Origin of the sequence: Allorhizobium pseudoryzae, from assembly GCF_011046245.1 — a bacterium.
GTDB classification, from domain to species: Bacteria; Pseudomonadota; Alphaproteobacteria; order Rhizobiales; family Rhizobiaceae; genus Neorhizobium; species Neorhizobium pseudoryzae.
Window position 1 is genome coordinate 83,118 of the sequence record NZ_CP049245.1, and the last position, 17,386, is coordinate 100,503.

Annotated in this window: 9 protein-coding genes and 7 pseudogenes; 7 read left to right on the plus strand and 9 right to left on the minus strand. The window is 57.2% G+C overall.

What is annotated here, in order from left to right:
• The first annotated feature begins 89 nt into the window (after positions 1–89).
• The 4 genes from G6N78_RS25005 (at position 90) to G6N78_RS25020 (ending at position 5,290) form a co-directional block, all read left to right on the plus strand.
• Entirely contained in the window at positions 90–1,274 is a 1,185-nt protein-coding gene (locus G6N78_RS25005) for a polysaccharide biosynthesis/export family protein (RefSeq protein ID WP_165225682.1), read from the plus strand.
• A gap of 229 nt (positions 1,275–1,503) precedes the next feature.
• A complete protein-coding gene (locus G6N78_RS25010) occupies positions 1,504–2,253 on the plus strand; it encodes a hypothetical protein (protein ID WP_165225685.1) in 750 nt (249 codons plus the stop codon).
• A 69-nt stretch (positions 2,254–2,322) separates the two neighbouring features.
• Positions 2,323–4,560 carry a polysaccharide biosynthesis tyrosine autokinase gene (locus G6N78_RS25015; protein ID WP_165225687.1) on the plus strand — a complete coding sequence of 746 codons (2,238 nt, stop codon included), beginning with the start codon at positions 2,323–2,325 and terminating at the stop codon, positions 4,558–4,560.
• Complete coding sequence (locus G6N78_RS25020) at positions 4,547–5,290, plus strand: hypothetical protein (RefSeq protein ID WP_165225690.1); 744 nt, start codon at positions 4,547–4,549, stop codon at positions 5,288–5,290. Before G6N78_RS25015 ends, G6N78_RS25020 begins: the two co-directional genes overlap by 14 nt.
• Positions 5,291–5,318: 28 nt before the next feature.
• Here the strand turns inward: G6N78_RS25020 and G6N78_RS25025 are convergent, their stop codons facing one another.
• The 6 genes and pseudogenes from G6N78_RS25025 to G6N78_RS25050 all read right to left on the minus strand — a co-directional run bounded on the left by G6N78_RS25025 (position 5,319) and on the right by G6N78_RS25050 (position 11,892).
• The gene (locus tag G6N78_RS25025; RefSeq protein WP_165225693.1) at positions 5,319–6,110 is read right to left on the minus strand and encodes a metallophosphoesterase family protein; all 792 of its coding nucleotides are present in this window, start codon (positions 6,108–6,110) and stop codon (positions 5,319–5,321) included.
• A gap of 102 nt (positions 6,111–6,212) precedes the next feature.
• Positions 6,213–6,749: a hypothetical protein gene (locus tag G6N78_RS25030; protein WP_165225696.1), complete on the minus strand. Its 537-nt coding sequence runs from the start codon at positions 6,747–6,749 to the stop codon at positions 6,213–6,215.
• A 71-nt stretch (positions 6,750–6,820) separates the two neighbouring features.
• Positions 6,821–7,549: a sugar transferase gene (locus G6N78_RS25035; protein WP_234906128.1), complete on the minus strand. Its 729-nt coding sequence runs from the start codon at positions 7,547–7,549 to the stop codon at positions 6,821–6,823.
• Between the two features lie 693 nt (positions 7,550–8,242).
• A pseudogene (gene cpsB / locus G6N78_RS25040) lies at positions 8,243–8,392 on the minus strand (mannose-1-phosphate guanylyltransferase/mannose-6-phosphate isomerase); the annotation flags it as partial.
• Between the two features lie 43 nt (positions 8,393–8,435).
• Positions 8,436–9,993 (minus strand): annotated as a pseudogene (locus tag G6N78_RS25045) (ISL3 family transposase).
• Positions 9,994–10,545: 552 nt separating this feature from the next.
• Positions 10,546–11,892 (minus strand): UDP-glucose dehydrogenase family protein, encoded by a 1,347-nt coding sequence (locus tag G6N78_RS25050; RefSeq protein WP_165225699.1) that lies wholly within the window; start codon positions 11,890–11,892, stop codon positions 10,546–10,548.
• A gap of 202 nt (positions 11,893–12,094) precedes the next feature.
• Between G6N78_RS25050 and G6N78_RS25055 the strand changes: the two are divergent.
• Positions 12,095–12,816, plus strand: a pseudogene (locus G6N78_RS25055) (IS630 family transposase); the annotation flags it as partial.
• A 243-nt stretch (positions 12,817–13,059) separates the two neighbouring features.
• On the opposite strand, the pseudogene G6N78_RS25060 reads toward G6N78_RS25055, so the two are convergent.
• Positions 13,060–14,028: pseudogene (locus tag G6N78_RS25060) on the minus strand (IS110 family RNA-guided transposase).
• Positions 14,029–14,106: 78 nt separating this feature from the next.
• Here G6N78_RS25060 and G6N78_RS25065 point away from each other — a divergent pair.
• A pseudogene (locus tag G6N78_RS25065) lies at positions 14,107–14,451 on the plus strand (transposase); the annotation flags it as partial.
• Positions 14,452–14,813: 362 nt separating this feature from the next.
• On the opposite strand, the gene G6N78_RS25070 reads toward G6N78_RS25065, so the two are convergent.
• Complete coding sequence (locus tag G6N78_RS25070; protein WP_165225702.1) at positions 14,814–15,833, minus strand: IS110 family RNA-guided transposase; 1,020 nt, start codon at positions 15,831–15,833, stop codon at positions 14,814–14,816.
• Positions 15,834–15,895: 62 nt separating this feature from the next.
• Between G6N78_RS25070 and G6N78_RS25075 the strand changes: the two are divergent.
• Positions 15,896–16,051 (plus strand): annotated as a pseudogene (locus G6N78_RS25075) (transposase); the annotation flags it as partial.
• A gap of 228 nt (positions 16,052–16,279) precedes the next feature.
• Here the strand turns inward: G6N78_RS25075 and G6N78_RS25080 are convergent.
• Positions 16,280–17,332, minus strand: a pseudogene (locus G6N78_RS25080) (IS110 family RNA-guided transposase).
• Between the last annotated feature and the right edge of the window lie 54 nt (positions 17,333–17,386).

Consider the following 17,386-nt stretch of genomic DNA (forward strand, 5'->3'; position numbering starts at 1 on the left):
TAGCGGTTTCATTGTCACATATACCGTGTATTAAGACATCAGAAAGCATGTTTCCAAGCGATCGAATCATGTTTGAGGGGTAGGGGTTGATGAAAGTTTCAGCTAAGGGCGCGTTGTCTGTATTGACGATCGCGTTGCTTTCGGGTTGCACGTCGTTGCCGCGGTCTGGTCCGGATCAGCATGCCGTTGAAGGCGACGCAACCGTCAAGGTCGAAAGCGTTGATCGCAAGGTCGGGATCGATTACGCGCTCGTTGATATCAACAAGTCAGTCCTGGCTTATGCCGACGATACGACGTCATCGAGCCTGAGCGGCAGCTTTGGTGGTGGCCGCGGCGGTCCCCCGCAGATCGTGCTGGGCGTCGGTGATGTCGTGCAGGTGTCAATCTTCGAATCGCAATCCGGCGGCTTGTTTATCCCGGCGGATGCCGGTTCGCGTCCCGGCAACTATATCAGTCTGCCGAAGCAGACCATTGACCGCCAGGGTAATTTCACGGTTCCCTATGCAGGAAAGATCCGGGCTGCCAATCGCCCCGTTGATGAAGTGCAATTGGAAATCGCCTCGCGTCTTGCCAACCGCGCGATCGAGCCACAGGTTGTGATCTCGATCGACGAGAGCCGATCCATGGAAGCCTCGGTGCTTGGCGATGTCAAGGAGCCGAAAAAGATCCAGCTGAGCCCGGCAGGTGAGCGTATCCTGGACCTGATCTCCGAGGCGGGCGGTTTGAGTTCGCCGGGCGCTGAATCGACAATCACCCTTCAAAGACGTGGCCGCTCAGTGACGGTGCCGTATGATACGGTTTCCGGACGGCCGGTTGAGAATATTTTCGCACAGCCGGGTGACACGCTGATCGTCAACCGCGATCGCAGAACCTTCCTTGCCTTCGGCGTGACCGGTGAAAGCGGCCGCTACGATTTCGAAGATTCCGATCTGACGCTTGGCGAAGCGCTGGCCAAGGCAGGCGGACTGTTGGACGACAAGGCAGAACCAAGAGCTGTCCTGGTTTACCGCACCGTCAGCAAGGAGTTTCTGCACAAAATCGGCGTGGACACGCGTGGTTTCGTGAACAAGGACGTGCCGGTTATCTTCCGTGCCAACCTGCGTGATCCGGCCGGCTTCTTCATGGCGCAGAAATTCCCAATGCAAAACAAGGATATTATTTACGTATCGACGTCTGACTCCGTCGAGTTGTTGAAGTTCCTGACCATCTTGAACTCTGCGACATCGTCTGTATCCAATATTGCTGATACACGCAGAAGCGTCCGCGCGGACTAAGTAAGGGCGCTTTGCGCCCTTAACCATATCAGCATGGCATCCAGGCGAAAATGTCGTCGGTTGTGATTATCACTTGCGTAATACATCGAAATTCGACATGGTTACGAAAAATTTACACTTTGGAGCAGTGGTCATGAAAAGAACATCGAGTATTCTTGCTATGCTCTTGGCTGGGGCGTCGTTTTCGGTAGCCGTACCTGTTTGGGCGCAACAGGATGTCAATGCGCCCGTGAACGCGACACCCGCACAGCCTGCGGCGACAGTGCAGGTCACCCTTGATGCGTTTCTCGCCAACCCCCAGGCTTTGCTGCAGGTCCCTGCTGCTGAAATGCAGGCTGTGGTTCAAAGGCTGCTCACAGAGGCTGCCGCAGCCGGCAAGATGACGGAAGCCATGACCGCGATGCAGCTCGCTGCTGCGGCCGCGAGCCCGGCACAGATCGCGGCTATGGCCCAGGGAGCAACTGCTGCTGCAACGCAGCTCGCAGCGGCTGGCAATCCGGCGGCAGCAGCAGCCATCCAGGTGGGGATCGCCTCGAACACGCAGCTTGCTGCAGCGGCCGCGTCCACCCAGGCGGGATCGGTGCAGACTGCTGCGGTCACTCCGGTTGCTCCGGTAACGCAAGGTGCTGGTGCAGGTGGCGCAATCGGCGGTGCCGTAGGCGGCGGTGACATCGGTGGTGCGGGCGCAGGCGGTGGCGGCGCTTCAGGTGGCGGTTCGAGCTCTGGCTCTGGTGCAACGACAGGCAGCGGCAATAGCGGCAGCGGTACGTCCAACTCCGGCACGCTGTCGGCCGCTGGCGGCGCGACGGCAAGCGGCGGCGGAAGTTCTTCGTCAGGCACCACGACGACGGCAGCGACAACGACCACTGGTACGACGACCACGGGCACGTCAACGACAGGCACGACGACCGCTGGCGGAACGACGACCGGTGGAACAACGACGCCGACAACGCCTACCAGCCCGGCTACAAACGGCTGATCGGCGTCACGCGTTTCTGATAGGACCTGATCTGTGAATCAATTGCCCTCGTTTGCCCGATCCACTAATATGAACGATGAGGAAGTGCAGGTCGGTCAGCTTGATCTCGACAAACTGATTGCAGCAGCGCGCCGTCAATGGCGCGTTGTTGCGTTGTGTGTATTTGTTGCGATTATTTGTGGCGTAACCTATCTCGTTACCGCTGTTCCTCGGTATACCGCATCAACCAGCATTCTGATCGATCGCGGAAACAGCGGAGTTGTCCAACAGCTCTCTTCATTCGGAGGGATGATCGACGACGAAGCATCAGTGCTCAGCCAGGTTGAGCTCCTGATGTCTGAAGCTATTGGACTGGCAGCGGTAGATAAGCTGCGTCTCGCCGACAATGCGGAGTTCATGGCGTCCGGACAATCCATCTTGGCTCCGGTTCGTGGGGCGGTTCAGACCCTCTTGCAGACCGTTGGCATATCGAGTGGTGCCTCTGAGCAGCTGATGGATCCACAAGAAAAGGCGCGCCGCTCAGCCCTCGGGATCCTCCTGGACGGACTGACCGTCAGCCGTGTGGGGCGATCTTATGTCCTTGAGGCGTCATTTACGTCGACATCCCCGCGTTTGTCCGCGTCCGTAATATCCGCTGTGGCCGAAGCCTATCTCAATGACAAACTAAACGCCAAATATGACGCCACCCGCCGTGCGGGCAATTGGCTGCAGGAGCGGATCGAAGAATTGCGGCAGCAATCGCTGGCGTCCGACATGGCCGTCCAGCGCTTCCGTGCCGAAAACGGCCTTGTTCAAGCAGGTGGAAAGCTTGTTTCAGACCAACAACTCGCGGAACTGAACAGTGCCCTGATTGTGGCGCGCGCCGATACCGCGCGGGCCCAGGCCCGCTATGACCGGATCCAGGAAATCATCGCTTCCGGCCAAAGTGATGCGCTCGTCACGGATGCCTTGGACAGTTCCGTTATCAATACGCTTCGAGAAAAATATCTCGACGCATCAAAGCGTGAAGCCGAAATCGCTAAGCGCCTCGGAAGCGATCATATTCAGGCTATCCGTTTGCGCCAGGAAATGGCCGAATATCAGCGTCTGATGTTCGGCGAACTGCGCCGTATCGCGGAAAGCTATCAAAGCGAGCTTGAAGTGGCGCGCTCGCGGGAGCGTAACATCACAGAAGGCGTCGCGAAGGCGACCGATGTGAGCGTCGTTGCAAATGAAACGCAAGTTCAGCTGCGCGAACTCGAGCGAACGGCGGAGACCTATAAAAATCTCTATCAGACATTCCTGACACGCTACCAGGAAGCCACCCAGGGCCAATCGTTCCCTGTCACGGAAGCCCGTGTGATATCGCAAGCCGTCCCCCCTACCCTGCCAAGCAGCCCGAAAAAGGCACTTGTATTGGCGCTCTCCATCATTCTTGGCGGCGCAATGGGGACCGGCATCGGCGCCTTCCGTGAGTTTCGCGACCGCTTCTTCAGGACCGGTGAGCAGATCAGAGACGTGCTGGGGCTTGAATTCCTCGGAGCAATTCCGCTGGTTAAAGCAATTACGGTCGCAAAGAAAAACACCGTAGCCAAGACCGAAATCGATTTCCGTCGTAGTATCTCAAGGCAGGTCGTTGATCATCCGCTGTCGTCTTTCGCAGAAGCGTTGCGTGCAGCGCGCATTGCCATAGACGTTCGGGTATCGAAGAAGGGCAAGATCGTCGGTGTCGTATCCACGCTGCCTAGCGAGGGCAAATCAACCGTTTCTGTCAATCTCGCGCAGATCCTTGCCCAAGGCGGCAAGACCCTTCTCATTGATGCCGACTTGCGCAACCCTGGTGCGACCCGGTCAATCGCGCAACATGCCGAAGCCGGTTTGCTCGAAGTCCTTCTGGAGGGTAAAAGCTACAGGGATGTCCTTCTGCACGACGAGACAACGGGTCTCGATCTCCTGCCGGCCGTTGTTCGGCGGCGTGTGACGCATTCGGCTGATTTGCTGTCATCAGTGAAGATGTCCGAGCTTCTTCATCTGGCAATGCAAGACTATGACTACGTCCTGCTGGATCTTCCGCCTGTTGGGCCCGTTGTTGACGCTCGCGCGGTCGCGCGCAAAATAGATGGTTTTGTGGTGGTCGTTGAATGGGGTAAAACGGCACGGAAGGTCGTGCGCGATACCTTGCTGGCTGATCCTCTGATCGCGGAAAGAAGCCTCGGTGTGGTATTGAATAAGGTCGATACCGAACGCATGAAGTTCTATCGGGATTACGGCTCCTCGGAGTACTACCAGGGCCGTTATAGCAGCTACTACGTCGATGATCGGACGTAACCGTCTCTTTCTGGTCCCAGTCGCGTTGATCAGTGTGGTGGTTGGCACCGTTGCTATCGAAAGCCTGCTTCATGCCGGCAGCGCACAGGAGCTTCGACAGCTTCGTAATATCGCGCTGTTGCAGTCCGCAGACCGTACCGATGAAATATTGGCAGCAAGACAATCCACGGGACAGCTTATTGAGGCGTGTGAATCAACCGCGATAGATGCGGCGATTGAGTTGGACGTGGCCTATGCCGATAGGTTTGCGCCACAATCGGATCGTGATGCATGGCAAAAGGCGCTTGCCGAACTGGCGTCTCATGCGCGCTTGGCGTTGGCGTGTCAGCCGACCAATGGCTTGATCTGGGCGCGCCTTGCCTTCGCGGAGTGGTTCTTGGGACGCCCCGGCGAAGAGCAGGCGCGAATCCTGGAATACTCGGAGCTTTACGCTCCGGCTGAGCTTGTCTCTCTCAACGCACGTCTTCATCACTGGAGCAGGCTGTCTCCTTATGTGCTGCAGCGCGCCGAAACAAGCTACGAGCGAGATCTTTTGACGTTTTTGCTCTGGTTTCCGTCAACGGCGGCAGCGCAAATGTGGCAGACGTTCTCAGAACGTGAAAAGCAGTTCGCTGCCCGCCTCACACCCGCAGTGCCAGAAGAACGTCTACGCCAACTGGCAGCCAAAGGTGTCATCCCAGTCATCTCGCAAGGCAGCGGGTCGGACGAGCTAAGGCCGAGCCGAGATTGATGGTTGTTTTTTCTCCATCCCTATGCGATCAACCCAGCACAGATGCGCTTTCTTTGTCTACGCGCAGTACCGTCAGCCTTCCTGTTGAGTAGGCCTGTGTATCAATGCCGATCCTTGCCGGTCCAACCGATGGTTCCGGCGAAGGCGTATGACCATGAATGACGGTCAGATCCAGTCCAGAGCCCGCTGTCAAAAAGGGCTCCCGGATCCACATGAGATCACGATCTTCCTGCAATCTTACGTCTACACCTGGTCGGATGCCCGCGTGAACAAACAAATATGGGCCAATCTGCAGGCTGACGGGAAGGGATTTCAAGAAATCAATGTGGCGTTCCGGGACGGCATCGGCAATGATGGAACTGAGTTCCGAGACGCCGCGGCGGCCTCTGTCTTGCAGTTGCTGAACGTCAATGCCATAGGACATCAACGTCTCTCGTCCCCCAAACGCAAGCCAGTCATTGATGGTTTCAGGGTGATCAAGAAGTGACGAGAAGACGTCATCATGATTGCCACACAACGCCAATCGCCTCAGGCCAAGCGCATTCGGTGCGATCAGGTGGGCCAGGACCCCGGCTGAGTTCGGTCCGCGGTCAACGTAGTCCCCCAGCAGGACAACAAGGCCCTTCTCCTGGCGACGCTCCATATCGAGGAGGATGCGCTCTTCTGCGTCTTGCAGAAGATCCAGGCATCCGTGCACATCGCCAATCGCGTAAATCGGATAAGAGGGAAAGGTCGCACCTAAATTAAGCCTACGCCGCGTTGAAACGCTGAGAGCGCGCTTTCGTCTGCCAAACAGCGAACCAATTGCTTTCGAAATCATGCTATTTTTTTGTCTGACAAGTGTGCTCGATCTAGCGACGGCAGGTTCCAGGACCGGCAAGCGTCGAGTGGGCTGATAACCTGGTCAGCATACATTGCTGCATCATAAAGGCGCGATGACGAAAGGACCTTCTTTTCCAAATCCACGTTTCAGCAATTCCTCCAATAAAGGGCGTCCATCCAGCTTGCAACTTACAATATGGATATAACGATCAATATCATGGCTGCGGCATTGGAGCCATTTGTTTGACAAAAGCGCGATCATGCCGGCGATGGCGCGGTTTCCGCAGGCGGTTCTGTGGCCTTGCCTGTCCTGACAAATCTCTCTTGCGTGATATCCGCGAACGCCGTCGATCAGATAGTGATGACCATTCACCGAAAAAGATCCGCTTTCGGAAATGACGGGTCGAGCTGGTAGTTTCAAATCGACATCAAATGGATCTGCAACAACCTCGAAATTTTGGCGTATACGATCAATACGTGTTGGCAGGGTCGTCCAGGGAGCATCAATAGCAGAGGTCGCAAGTGACGGTGCGGTGCTGTCTGGCTCTGTCTCAAATGCGCTGATGAGCCAAAAGGACCAAAGAGCAAACGCGAGCACAAAGAGTAGTTGAAGCAAAAGGGTCAAAAACGCTTTCATGGATGTGCGTATCATGACTGCTGTTGCTGGTCATCCCAAAGCTCTCTTCGTCTTGCCATTCCGGCGCGAATTCACAACCCTGTCCCGCCTGTCAGCTCGCTGCGGATGGTGGCTGCAATGATCTGCAGGTCAAGGAAGAAGCTGTAGTTTTCGATGTAATAGAGATCGCACGCGACGCGCGCCTTTGCATGCACCGGATCTACTGTGGGACCGCGCCAACCACGCACCTGGGCAAGGCCCGTAATCCCTGGGCGCACCTGATGACGCTCGTGATAGTTGGCAACCAGGTCCTCGTACGGAACGCCAGCAGCAAACATGCCAATCGCATGGCAGCGGGGGCCGACAACCGACATGTCGCCCTTCAGCACGTTAATGAATTGAGGCAGCTCATCGAGACTGCTTTTGCGCAGAAAACTACCAAGGCGGGTAATCCGAGGGTCTCCTTCGACAGTCTGTGTGACCCCGGTGATGTCGCACAGATCTGTGCGCATCGATCGGAATTTGTAGACCTGGATCGGCTTTTGATCCTTGCCCCACCTGACCTGCTTGAAGAAGACAGGGCCGCGGCTGTCAAACTTGATGGCAGCGGCGATCATGAGCATGACAGGCAAAAGCAAGACAAGAACAACCAGTGAAAACGTCACATCAAATGCGCGTTTCACTAAAGAACGCGCCGCCAGCGGGGACGACAACACTTTCTGGCCAGGGAGATTGCTGCCTCTGTCGTTTTTTATAGGCGCTACGATTAAATCATGGGCAGCACTATGGTCAGTAAAGAGGCTCATTTCAAACCCAGCCACGTGAAATACTCAATGGTCTTGTTGTAACTTACTCTTCTGCTAACGTCATCTTTATCCTTAGCAAATAGTTAACGACGTGTCTCGTTGTGGCATTTATGCAATTGCTGCGGGTGACTGAATGGTTTCGTCACGGTTTTTTCAGCTGGGTCTCGCCCGCCAAAAATGCCGCATTGTGGAGGGACGGTCGGGTTAAACAGTCGGAAATAATTCGCCGGTAACCTGCGTTACAGCAGGAGTGTAGTGTTTGACCCAGCGATCGAAAATTTGGTTGGCAAGTATCGTGATCTCGCTGGGTCTATGGACCGCTGTGATCCACAGCGGTGCGAGCATCCTATCGCGAATGACAGGCTCATCGACCGACCCGCTCCACACCGCCAGCACGAGATGATGTAAAGCAGTCCGGGGCGCCGGCGACGTGCGATCGCAGATGCCGACTCCTGTCGTTCATCGTCTCTTAACCCTGAGGGGATGTTCCGATTGTGAGAATCTTGCGCCCTTCTATGCGTGAGGCATGACACGTCGTTTTCGCTATTTGCTTTATGCCCTATTTGTGTCGCTATTCGTATGGCTAGTATTCGGATACGCACTCTATTCCTGGTTGTCGACAGGCGGTGAAGAGAGGCCCGAGATCGAAAGATCCAAAGACACGCCTACAGCCTTCGCAACGCCCTCACATCACCCTGGTAATCGTCCTCATCTTCCGAACTCATCGGAGACCCGGACGATATCGTCTTCGCCGAGATAGGATCCGGTCTGCACCTCGATCATCTCGAGCATGATCTTGCCGGGATTGTAAAGCCGGTGCAGATCGCCCTGCGGGATGTAGACGGACTCTGTTGATTGCCACTGAGAACTGGCTCTGACGCACTTTTGCTGCAGTGCGGCCTTACGATGCGCCAATCAAACGCGCCTGCAGCAGATCGAGTTTGGCTCGCCCATACATTTTGGCGTTTGATGAGCTTCAAGCGTGTTATCTGACCTTCTGTTCGTCCGTTCGACCAGGGTGAGATGATCGCATTTCTCACGGCATTGAGGTCTTTTTCAACGCCACCAGCAAACGAGCCGATCAGGCTGCCCTTCGCAGTTTCAAGCCATTCATCGAGCTTCCGTGCGGTCTTGGAGCGGATCATGGATTGGAAGTCACCAATGGCCCTGCGGGCGACTATCAGTTCCGGAACGTTCACTTCGATAGCTGCCACCAGGATCGCTTCGGATTTTGCGAGGTCGTCGCGTGCGGTTGTCATCAGCCGGGCGATGACCCGTGCCGATGGCGTTCGCGCAAGCCCGCTCTGGTTGGCCTTCTCCGCAAGACGCCGCCGCTGTGCCCATTGCGAGACGACCCCGCTCTGTCCTGGAAAGCCCTTCGCTTTCATCTCTCGCCAGAGCGCCAATGCGTTTCTTGCGCCTTCGTCCCGGCGGCTGTTGAGCCACGGCAGCCAGCTATCCAGTGAGCTGGGCCGTGTTCGAAAGACATCGAGGCGCTGGTCCCTCAAAACATCGCGGACAATCTTCCGGCTATGGCCGGTTTGCCGGACAATCTGTCGAATTGACGTTCCCTTCTTGGACAGCTCTCGGATCGCCTCGTTCGTCTCCTGGCGGCGCAGATACCCCTCGTACTGCAGTTTCTCAGCGTAGGTTAAAAGCTTGGGGTCAACGACATTGCTGCCGACCGCCTGCCTGATCTGGCGCATCGTCTTGTCGACTGCATCGAGAAACGCCCGGCTGGAATTTTCCATCAGGTGCCAACGATCAGCGACTTGCTCAGCATCAGGCAAGGCCTTCGCGATGGCCTCGCCATAGCCACCGCCTCGATCACGGGCCACGATCGATATCGACGGATGCGCGGCAAGCCAAGTCCGTGACGTATCCAGCGCACGATCCGGTAACAGGGTGACAGGTCTGCGCCGCTCCAGATCGCAAACAATCGTTCCGTAGGTCTGGCCACGCCTGAAGGCAAAATCATCGATGCCTACGACGTTAAGTTTATCGGTTTGATCCTCGATCCGTCGACGGACCACCCGGAGCAACGTGTCGTTGCTCACCGGGACCATCAAACGATTGGCGAAGGCCGCAGCAGGTCTGCCGCCGAGGGCCAAGCCAAGGTGGTGGACAACTGTCTCTAGCCGCTGGGTGCGCCGACCATAACGAGCCAGCACGCTGTCATCGAACTGTTCGCAGAAGATGCGCCGTCCGCACAGGACAGCATCGCACCAAAATCGACGCGCCACGATTGTCAACTCTACTCGCCGACCGCCAAGAGGCAGATCAGCGGGGCGCCGCATATATCTGCTTTGAACCCTCCGGCTTGGCCGCCCGCAGCCTGGACAAGTTGCTGAGGGATAACGTGACCGAAGCCAAACTTGGACGCCATCCCCGACAACCTTCACTTCATCTGCTACAAACCCGGGCGGCGTGAGACCGGTGCGTTGAAATCGATGTTGCATTGCTGATCCTCCGATGAATCAGCGATAGCGTGGTCGGCAACAGCAGCAAATGTGAGTCAGAGCCACTTCTCGGTGGAAAAACCGGCTCAGTTCCGCGTGGAAACCAACGGTTGAGTACCCCCGTGTCGATGTCGCTGTCTACGCGAACACGGCGACCTCGCCCCAGCTCAATCGTCACATCGCTGTGCTTCCGGCGGGGTTTAGACGGGAACAAGGCAGCAGGCTGGGCTGCCGGCGCAGCCTCGTAAACGATGACCGGCACCAAAGTGTTCGCCGTCTCGATCCTCGGTTCCTCGATTTGACAAAGCTCCTTGCGCCACCGAAAGTGCTGGCTCACGTGTATTCCGGCCGACCGGGCAATCTCGGAGAGAACCACGCCAAGCTAAAGGCAGGCCGCAACAAGCCGCTCTTTGTCTTCGCGAGACCAGCGCCGACGGCGCTCGACAGACGTGATCACTTCAATTGGACGCTTTGTCAAAGGACTACTCATAGTATTTGCACTAGGGCTTCCGATGTCCGTATCAACCTCGCGAGACTGGCCTGATGGTAAGCTTACGTCTTAGGCACCTGAACGTCAACTTCAAAGACTGCCGCGACCTGTCGCCCCACACCGAAATAAGCGACGCCGTGGCGGGTGACTTCCTCGGCGGGATAGACGTTGCGCAGATCGACCAGCACCGGCTGCGCCATGATCTGCTTGAGACGTCGGAAGTCGAGCGCGCGAAACGCATCCCATTCCGTCACCAGCACCAGCGCATCGGCACCCTCGGCGATCTTGTAGGGATCCGTGCCGAATTCGACGCCCGACAGCATGCCGCGGGCAATCTCCATACCCTCCGGGTCATAGGCATGGATCTTCGCGCCGTGATCCTGCAGTGCCTGGATGATCGAGATCGACGGTGCATCACGCATGTCGTCGGTGTTCGGCTTGAAGGTGAGGCCGAGGATGGCGATCTTCTTGTCGCGCACACTGCCGTCGCAGGCGGCCATCACCTTGCGGGCCATGGCGCGCTTGCGGGTATCGTTGACCGCTACCGTCGTTTCGATGAGGCGCACCGGACTGTCGTGATCCTGCGCGGTTTTCACCAGCGCCATCGTGTCCTTCGGGAAACACGAGCCGCCATAGCCGGGGCCGGCATGCAGAAACTTGTCGCCGATGCGCTTGTCCATGCCGATGCCCTTGGCAACCTTCTGCACGTCGGCGCCGACCTTTTCGCACAGATCCGCCATCTCGTTGATGAAGGTGATCTTCATCGCGAGAAATGCGTTGCCGGCATATTTGATGAGTTCCGAGGTGCGACGGTCGCAGAAGAACAGCGGTGCAGAGTTGAGATAGAGCGGCCGATAGACCTCGCGCATCACCTCGGTGGCGCGCTCGTCCTCGGAACCGATGACGATACGGTCCGGGCGCTTGAAGTCGGAGATGGCAGCCCCTTCGCGCAGGAATTCCGGGTTGGAGACGACGGCGAAATCCGCATCCGGCCGCTCGGTGCGGATGATCCGCTCCACCTCATCGCCGGTGCCGACGGGAACCGTCGACTTGGTGACGATGACGGTAAAGCCGGTCATTGCATGGGCGATCTCTTTCGCCGCGGCGTAGACGAAGGAAAGGTCCGCATGGCCGTCGCCGCGGCGCGACGGCGTGCCGACGGCAATGAAGACGACGTCTGCATCGGCGACTGCCGCAGCGAGATCCGTCGTGAAGGTGAGCCGGCCTGCCTTGACGTTCGACTTCACCAGGTCGTCGAGACCCGGCTCGTAGATGGGAATGACGCCGTTGCGCAGAGCCTCGACCTTGTCGGCAACATTGTCGACACAGGTCACCTCATGGCCGAAATCGGCAAAGCAAACGCCGGAAACCAGACCCACGTAGCCGGCACCAATCATTGTGATACGCACGAATTACTCATCCTCTTTAAGAAGCTAGAAAAATCTCTGGCGATTTAAGTTACTGACGCTTCAATACATACGGTTGACAACAATTCGAGTCATTAGGCAATCAGGGAGCATAAATTTATTTGCATCCAAACCAGTGGATAGATGGAGACGGAAGATTCCATTGTGAGATTCCCTACTGCTGCGGATTGTGCGACAGTTAAGGATGCGTGCAGGGATCACGTTTGACTTTGCCGACCGAACTCGGCTTGAAGCCATATTGCCGCTCCGATGTCTGCGCAGAAGCATGTCTGGCGGGCGAAGATCATTTTGTTGAGTCGCCAGGGCCTGGGAGCGGCCGCCATCATGCAGGCGACCGGGAAATCGAAGCCCCGCGTCTGGCGATGGCAAGAACGCTTTATGTCCGAGGGGGTCGATGGCCTGTTACGTGACAAGAGCAGGCCGCCGGGCACGGCTCCTCTGACCGGCGAACTGGTGGAGCGGGTCGTTGCGTTGACACTGGAGCCGCCGATGCAGGAAGCGACGCATTGGACCGTGCGCGCCATGGCGAAAGCGGTGGGGATTGCCGCCTCTTCGGTCGTGAAGATCTGGCATGAGCACGGGCTTGCGCCGCATCGTTGGCGCAGCTTCAAACTGTCGAACGACAAGGCGTTCGCCGAGAAACTTCACGATGTCATCGGGCTCTATGCCTCACAGCCGGCCCACGCCATTGTTTTGTCGGTCGACGAGAAAAGCCAGATCCAGGCGCTCGACCGGACCCAGCCGGGCCTGCCGCTCAAGAAGGGGCGCGCCGGCACGATGACCCATGACTATAAACGCCATGGCACGACCACCTTGTTTGCCGCCCTCAACATTCTCGACGGATCGGTCATCGGGCGCAACATGCAGCGCCACCGCCATCAGGAGTTCATCCGCTTTCTCAACGCATGTATGGGTGGCTCCTGCGAGTCAAGGATGCGATCGGTTCCGGTAAACAGGTCGGTTGCGGCCATGTATACGGCGTCTGATATGCAGCGAGACAGCTGCGCGCCGTGATGAATATCCGCTTGGAGAACAGGTCCCACCCAATCGAGCGCGCTTGAAGAGCTTCGGATTGATCGGGGTGTCCTGGTTCTTCGTCTCCGCTTGTTCGCCATCACCTCACGTTGCCCTGACCATTCCGAGAGCCCGTCAGGCGGCTTGCGGCTCGTATCGAGACCCGTCCCTGAGGACGGCAAAAATCATTCTTGCCATGCGATGCGCCAAGGCAATGGCAACAACCTTCGTCTTCTTCCGCATCAACATGCCCGACAGCCCATCCGATCCTGGCTCCCCCTTGAGCCGACGTCTGAGCATGATCTGTGCCAACTGCGCCAAGATACAATAAACGCCGGATGTATCGATTTCCCATCTTCGAGATGCTGCCGACCCTCTGCTTGCCTCCGGTGGCGTGAGGTTTGGGCGTAGGCCGAGCCAGGCGGCATAGTCCCTCGAACGGTCGAAGTTGTCGACATCCGGGGTGGTGGCTGCGATAATCGTTGCCGACAGTATTCCCACACCCGGGATCGTCGCCAAACGCTGGCTTGTTACGCTTTGCTCCTAAGCCTCTTCGATCTCGTCTGTCAGCCGCTCGATCCGCTTGTTCGTTTCGAACAGTTGGTCGAAGAGTAAGGTCACGGGCAACCGCGCTGCTTCCGGCAACTGATCCACCTGTTCCTTCAACCGATCGACATTGCGCTCGGACCGCATTGCCGATCTCCATGCGCTGGCGAACCAGAAAGTCCCGCGTGCGGTGAACAACCATGACCGAGGAGCAGGCTTCGCTTTAAATGGCGACGAACCGCATCGAGGGGCGCGTCACTGCTTCGCAGATGGCCGCCGCGTCTGCGGCGTAGGTTTTTCCGCGCTTTTCGTATGGCTTCACATAGGACGGCGGCATCAGCCGAACGTCATGCCCCATCTCCTGAAGCCTGCGTCCCCAATCGTGAGCACCTGCGCAAGCTTCCATGCCAATCAGGCATCGTGGGAGCTTCTCGAAAAATGCAAGTAATTGCCGCGACGAAGCTGGCGGCGTACAAGAACCCGACCGTTGTCGTCTACACCGCGAATCTGGAAGACGCTCTTTGCAAGATCGATACCCACTGTGGCAAGCTCTGACATGGATCGCTCCTTTGATCTAGACAATGTCATCCAAACTATGCCGGAATACGCCGGCGGAAGCAGGAGCCATCCAAACCATCAATAGAAGCCGAACTGCCCAAAGACAAAGCGGTCAACGTCATTCTGGACAACTACGCCACCCATAAGCAGCCGAGGGTCCGGGCGTGGCTGGCGAGGCATCCACGATGGACCTTCCACTTCGTTCCGACATCCTGCTCTTGGCTCAACGCTGTTGAAGGCTTCTTAGCAAAACTGACGCCTAGACGATTGAAGAACGGCGTCTTTCATTCCGTCGTCGATCTACAGGCCGCCATCAACCGCTTCGTCAAGGAGCACAATCAGGAACTGAAACCATTCATCTGGAAAGCAGACCCAGACCAGATCATTGCTGCTGTCACACGAGGGCACCTGACCTGCCACTGAGGTTTTCCTCCAGAATTGATTAGAATCCGGCCCATTGAGGACGGACGAATGAAGAAGCAGAGATTTTCGGAAGAGCAGATTATCGCGGTGCTGCGAGAGGAGGAGACTGGCGCGAAAGCAGCGGACCTCCATCTATGGACTGTTCCCCCTTTGCAAGCTTGATGTTGAAGCGGTCTGACGCTGGTCGATTGCAAACATCTATACGGCGTCATCATTTCCGAAGCGCCCAAATGGAGTATCCGCGCACATACGCCTCAACAAATGGGAGACCTTGTCGGCCATTATAAAAGACAGGTTCCGTATGTGCCGGTCCGACCGTTCATTCCATTTCAACCTTCATCTTGCAATTCGCATGCCTGCTCTCAAGGATTGGCTCGGTATTCACCACCGTGCTGAAGCAAGGCCCAGATCACCCTTGCGTTCTTGTTGGCGACGGCAACCGCTGCGCGATTGTAACCACGCCTTTCCCTAAGCTCGTTGACCCATTCGCTCGCAGGGTCAGATTTTCGTTGCGCCGTTCGCACCACTGACCTTCCGCCGTGGACCAGAAGTGTTCGCAGATGCTGACTGCCTCGCTTGCTGATGCCGAGCAGTACGCGTCGGTCGCCGCTGGAATGTTGTCGCGGCACCAAGCCCATCCAGGCGGCCAGATGTCGGCCATTCTTAAAGTCTGCTCCATCACCGACAGCCGCGACAACTGCCGTCGCAGTCTTGGGGCCGACGCCACGTATCTTCGCGATACGCTGGCAAACGTCGCTCTCGCGAAAGACGGCCTCGATCTGCTTGTCGAAGTATCTGATCTTCTCGTTGAGCTGCAAAAGGAAGGCATGGAGGGTGCCGATGATATCGCGTGTCAGCTCGGTGATATCGATCTTTGGGTTGTTGATGATCTCCGGTATCGTGCGCTGTGCGATCGAGGCCAACTTCGCAATTGCCACGCCGCGCTCGAGAAGCAAACCTCGCATCTGCGAGATCAGGGCGACACGATGATTGACCAGTCTCTGCCGAGCACGGTGGAGGCCCTGGATATCCTGCTGGATGATCGATTTCTTCGGCACGAAGCGCATGTGTGGTTGTTGAACGGCAATGCATATTGCCTGGGCATCGTTGCCGTCATTTTTCTGGCCCTTCAAAAACGGCTTCACATACTGCGGCGCGATGATCTTCACAGTATGCCCCTGAGACTCAAAATGCCGCTGCCAGTGAAAGGCACCCGTGCAAGCTTCAATGCCGATCAGGCAAGGTGGCATAGCCTCGGTCACCTGCAGCAGTTGATCGCGCATCACGCGTCGTCTCAGGGCAACCTGACCATCGGCGCCCACGCCATGAAGCTGGAACACATTCTTGGCAATATCAATTCCCAGAACCGCAACGTTTGCCATGACAGCCTCCTTCGTTGGTGCGTCCAGTTTCACTGCGGGGTGGGGGAACAGTCCATCCCATTAACTGGAAGGCCAAATACGGCGGCATGGACGTCTCCGAAGCGAAGCGGCTGAAGGCGCTTGAGGAGGAGAACGCAAAGCTGAAGAAACTGCTCGCCGAACAGATGCTGGATGTGGCCGCGCTCCGCGAGCTTCTCTCAAAAATGTATGGTCCGCCTCGTCCGTGCAAGGGTTCGCGACATCGCAAATGACGATTCCAGTTGCATAAATGTATCCGGCCTCTCGCGAGTGGACTGCGGTTGCAGCCAGGCCATGATGAGATCCGCACACGCCGTTCCCAATAAATGGTTCGGGCACGAAGCCCGCTTTTTTGCACAGGGCTTACGGCATGTTGATCCACTGTTTCGTCATCACTATTCCCAAGCCTTGCAATCGAGCCGGGAGCATCAGGTGAATGCAGGGTCTCTGCGCTCGTAGAGTGCTCCCGGCTTGGTCAGGACGACCCAGACGGTCCGGGCCATTTTGGCGGCAAGTGCGACAACAGCTTTGTTAGGGTGCATTCGGGCTTGGAGTCCATCCAGCCAGCTTCCCAGTTGATCCCTTGTTCGGTCGAGGTGTCGGAAGCAGGATCGCGCACCATGGACCAGCAGTTTACGGACGTAGCGATTGCCTCGCTTGCTGATGCCGAGGAGCTTTTGCTTCCCTCCCGTCGAGTATTCTCGCGGCACAAGGCCCAGCCATGCGGCCAGATCACGCGCTTTCTGGAACTGTCTGCCGTTTCCAATTGCAGCAAGCAGCGCTGTCGCACCGAGAGCTCCGATTCCGGGGATTGTCATGAGCCGGCGTGCAGCATCCTCTCGATCAGCGATCGCTTCGATCTCGCGTGTCACATCAGCAATCCGCTTTTCCAACTGGCGCAGATCTGCAAACAGATCGCCCAGTAGTCTGCGCATTGCCGGCGAAAGGTCGTTTGTTTAATCCTCGAGAGCCTCGGGCAGGTCGAGCTTGAACAGACCTGCCCCCTGGCGTAGTGCGACACCGTATTCAAGGCAGAAAGCCCGCATCTGGTTGATCAGGCGGGTTCGCGTGCCGATCATCTGGTCACGCACCCGGTGCAAGGCTTGAAGGTCGGCCTGTTCCTCAGTTTTGACTGCAGCAAATCGCATCGTTGGTCGCGTGGCGGCCTCAGCGATCGCCTCCGCGTCGATGATGTCACTCTTGTTGGACTTAGCGTAAGGCTTCACAAACTGGGCCGGGATCAGCCGCACCTTGTGACCGATCGCCTGGATCTTCCGCGCGATCCACTGAGATCCTGCGCAAGATTCCATCCCGACGAGCGCCGGCGCTGCACGCTGGAAGAATTGAAGCAGCGTGTCCCGTCGGAATCTAACCCGCTGAACGACCGCACCGTCGCTTCTCAATGCGACGACGTGGAAGATGTTCTTGCCGATATCAATTCCGTAGGCAGCCGCAGGGCGCGGCACATTGCGTTGTGGCATTGCAACCTCCTTCGGTTTGACCGCCTCATGATGCGGCAGGAGGACGAGGCGGAC

Coding starts and splice junctions, on each gene's coding strand:
- G6N78_RS25005 (WP_165225682.1), top strand. CDS start 90: ATGAAAGTTTCAGCTAAGGGCGCGTTGTCTGTATTGACGATCGCGTTG.
- G6N78_RS25015 (WP_165225687.1), top strand. CDS start 2,323: ATGAACGATGAGGAAGTGCAGGTCGGTCAGCTTGATCTCGACAAACTG.
- G6N78_RS25020 (WP_165225690.1), top strand. CDS start 4,547: ATGATCGGACGTAACCGTCTCTTTCTGGTCCCAGTCGCGTTGATCAGT.
- G6N78_RS25025 (WP_165225693.1), bottom strand. CDS start 6,110: ATGATTTCGAAAGCAATTGGTTCGCTGTTTGGCAGACGAAAGCGCGCT.
- G6N78_RS25030 (WP_165225696.1), bottom strand. CDS start 6,749: ATGAAAGCGTTTTTGACCCTTTTGCTTCAACTACTCTTTGTGCTCGCG.
- G6N78_RS25070 (WP_165225702.1), bottom strand. CDS start 15,833: ATGGCAAACGTTGCGGTTCTGGGAATTGATATTGCCAAGAATGTGTTC.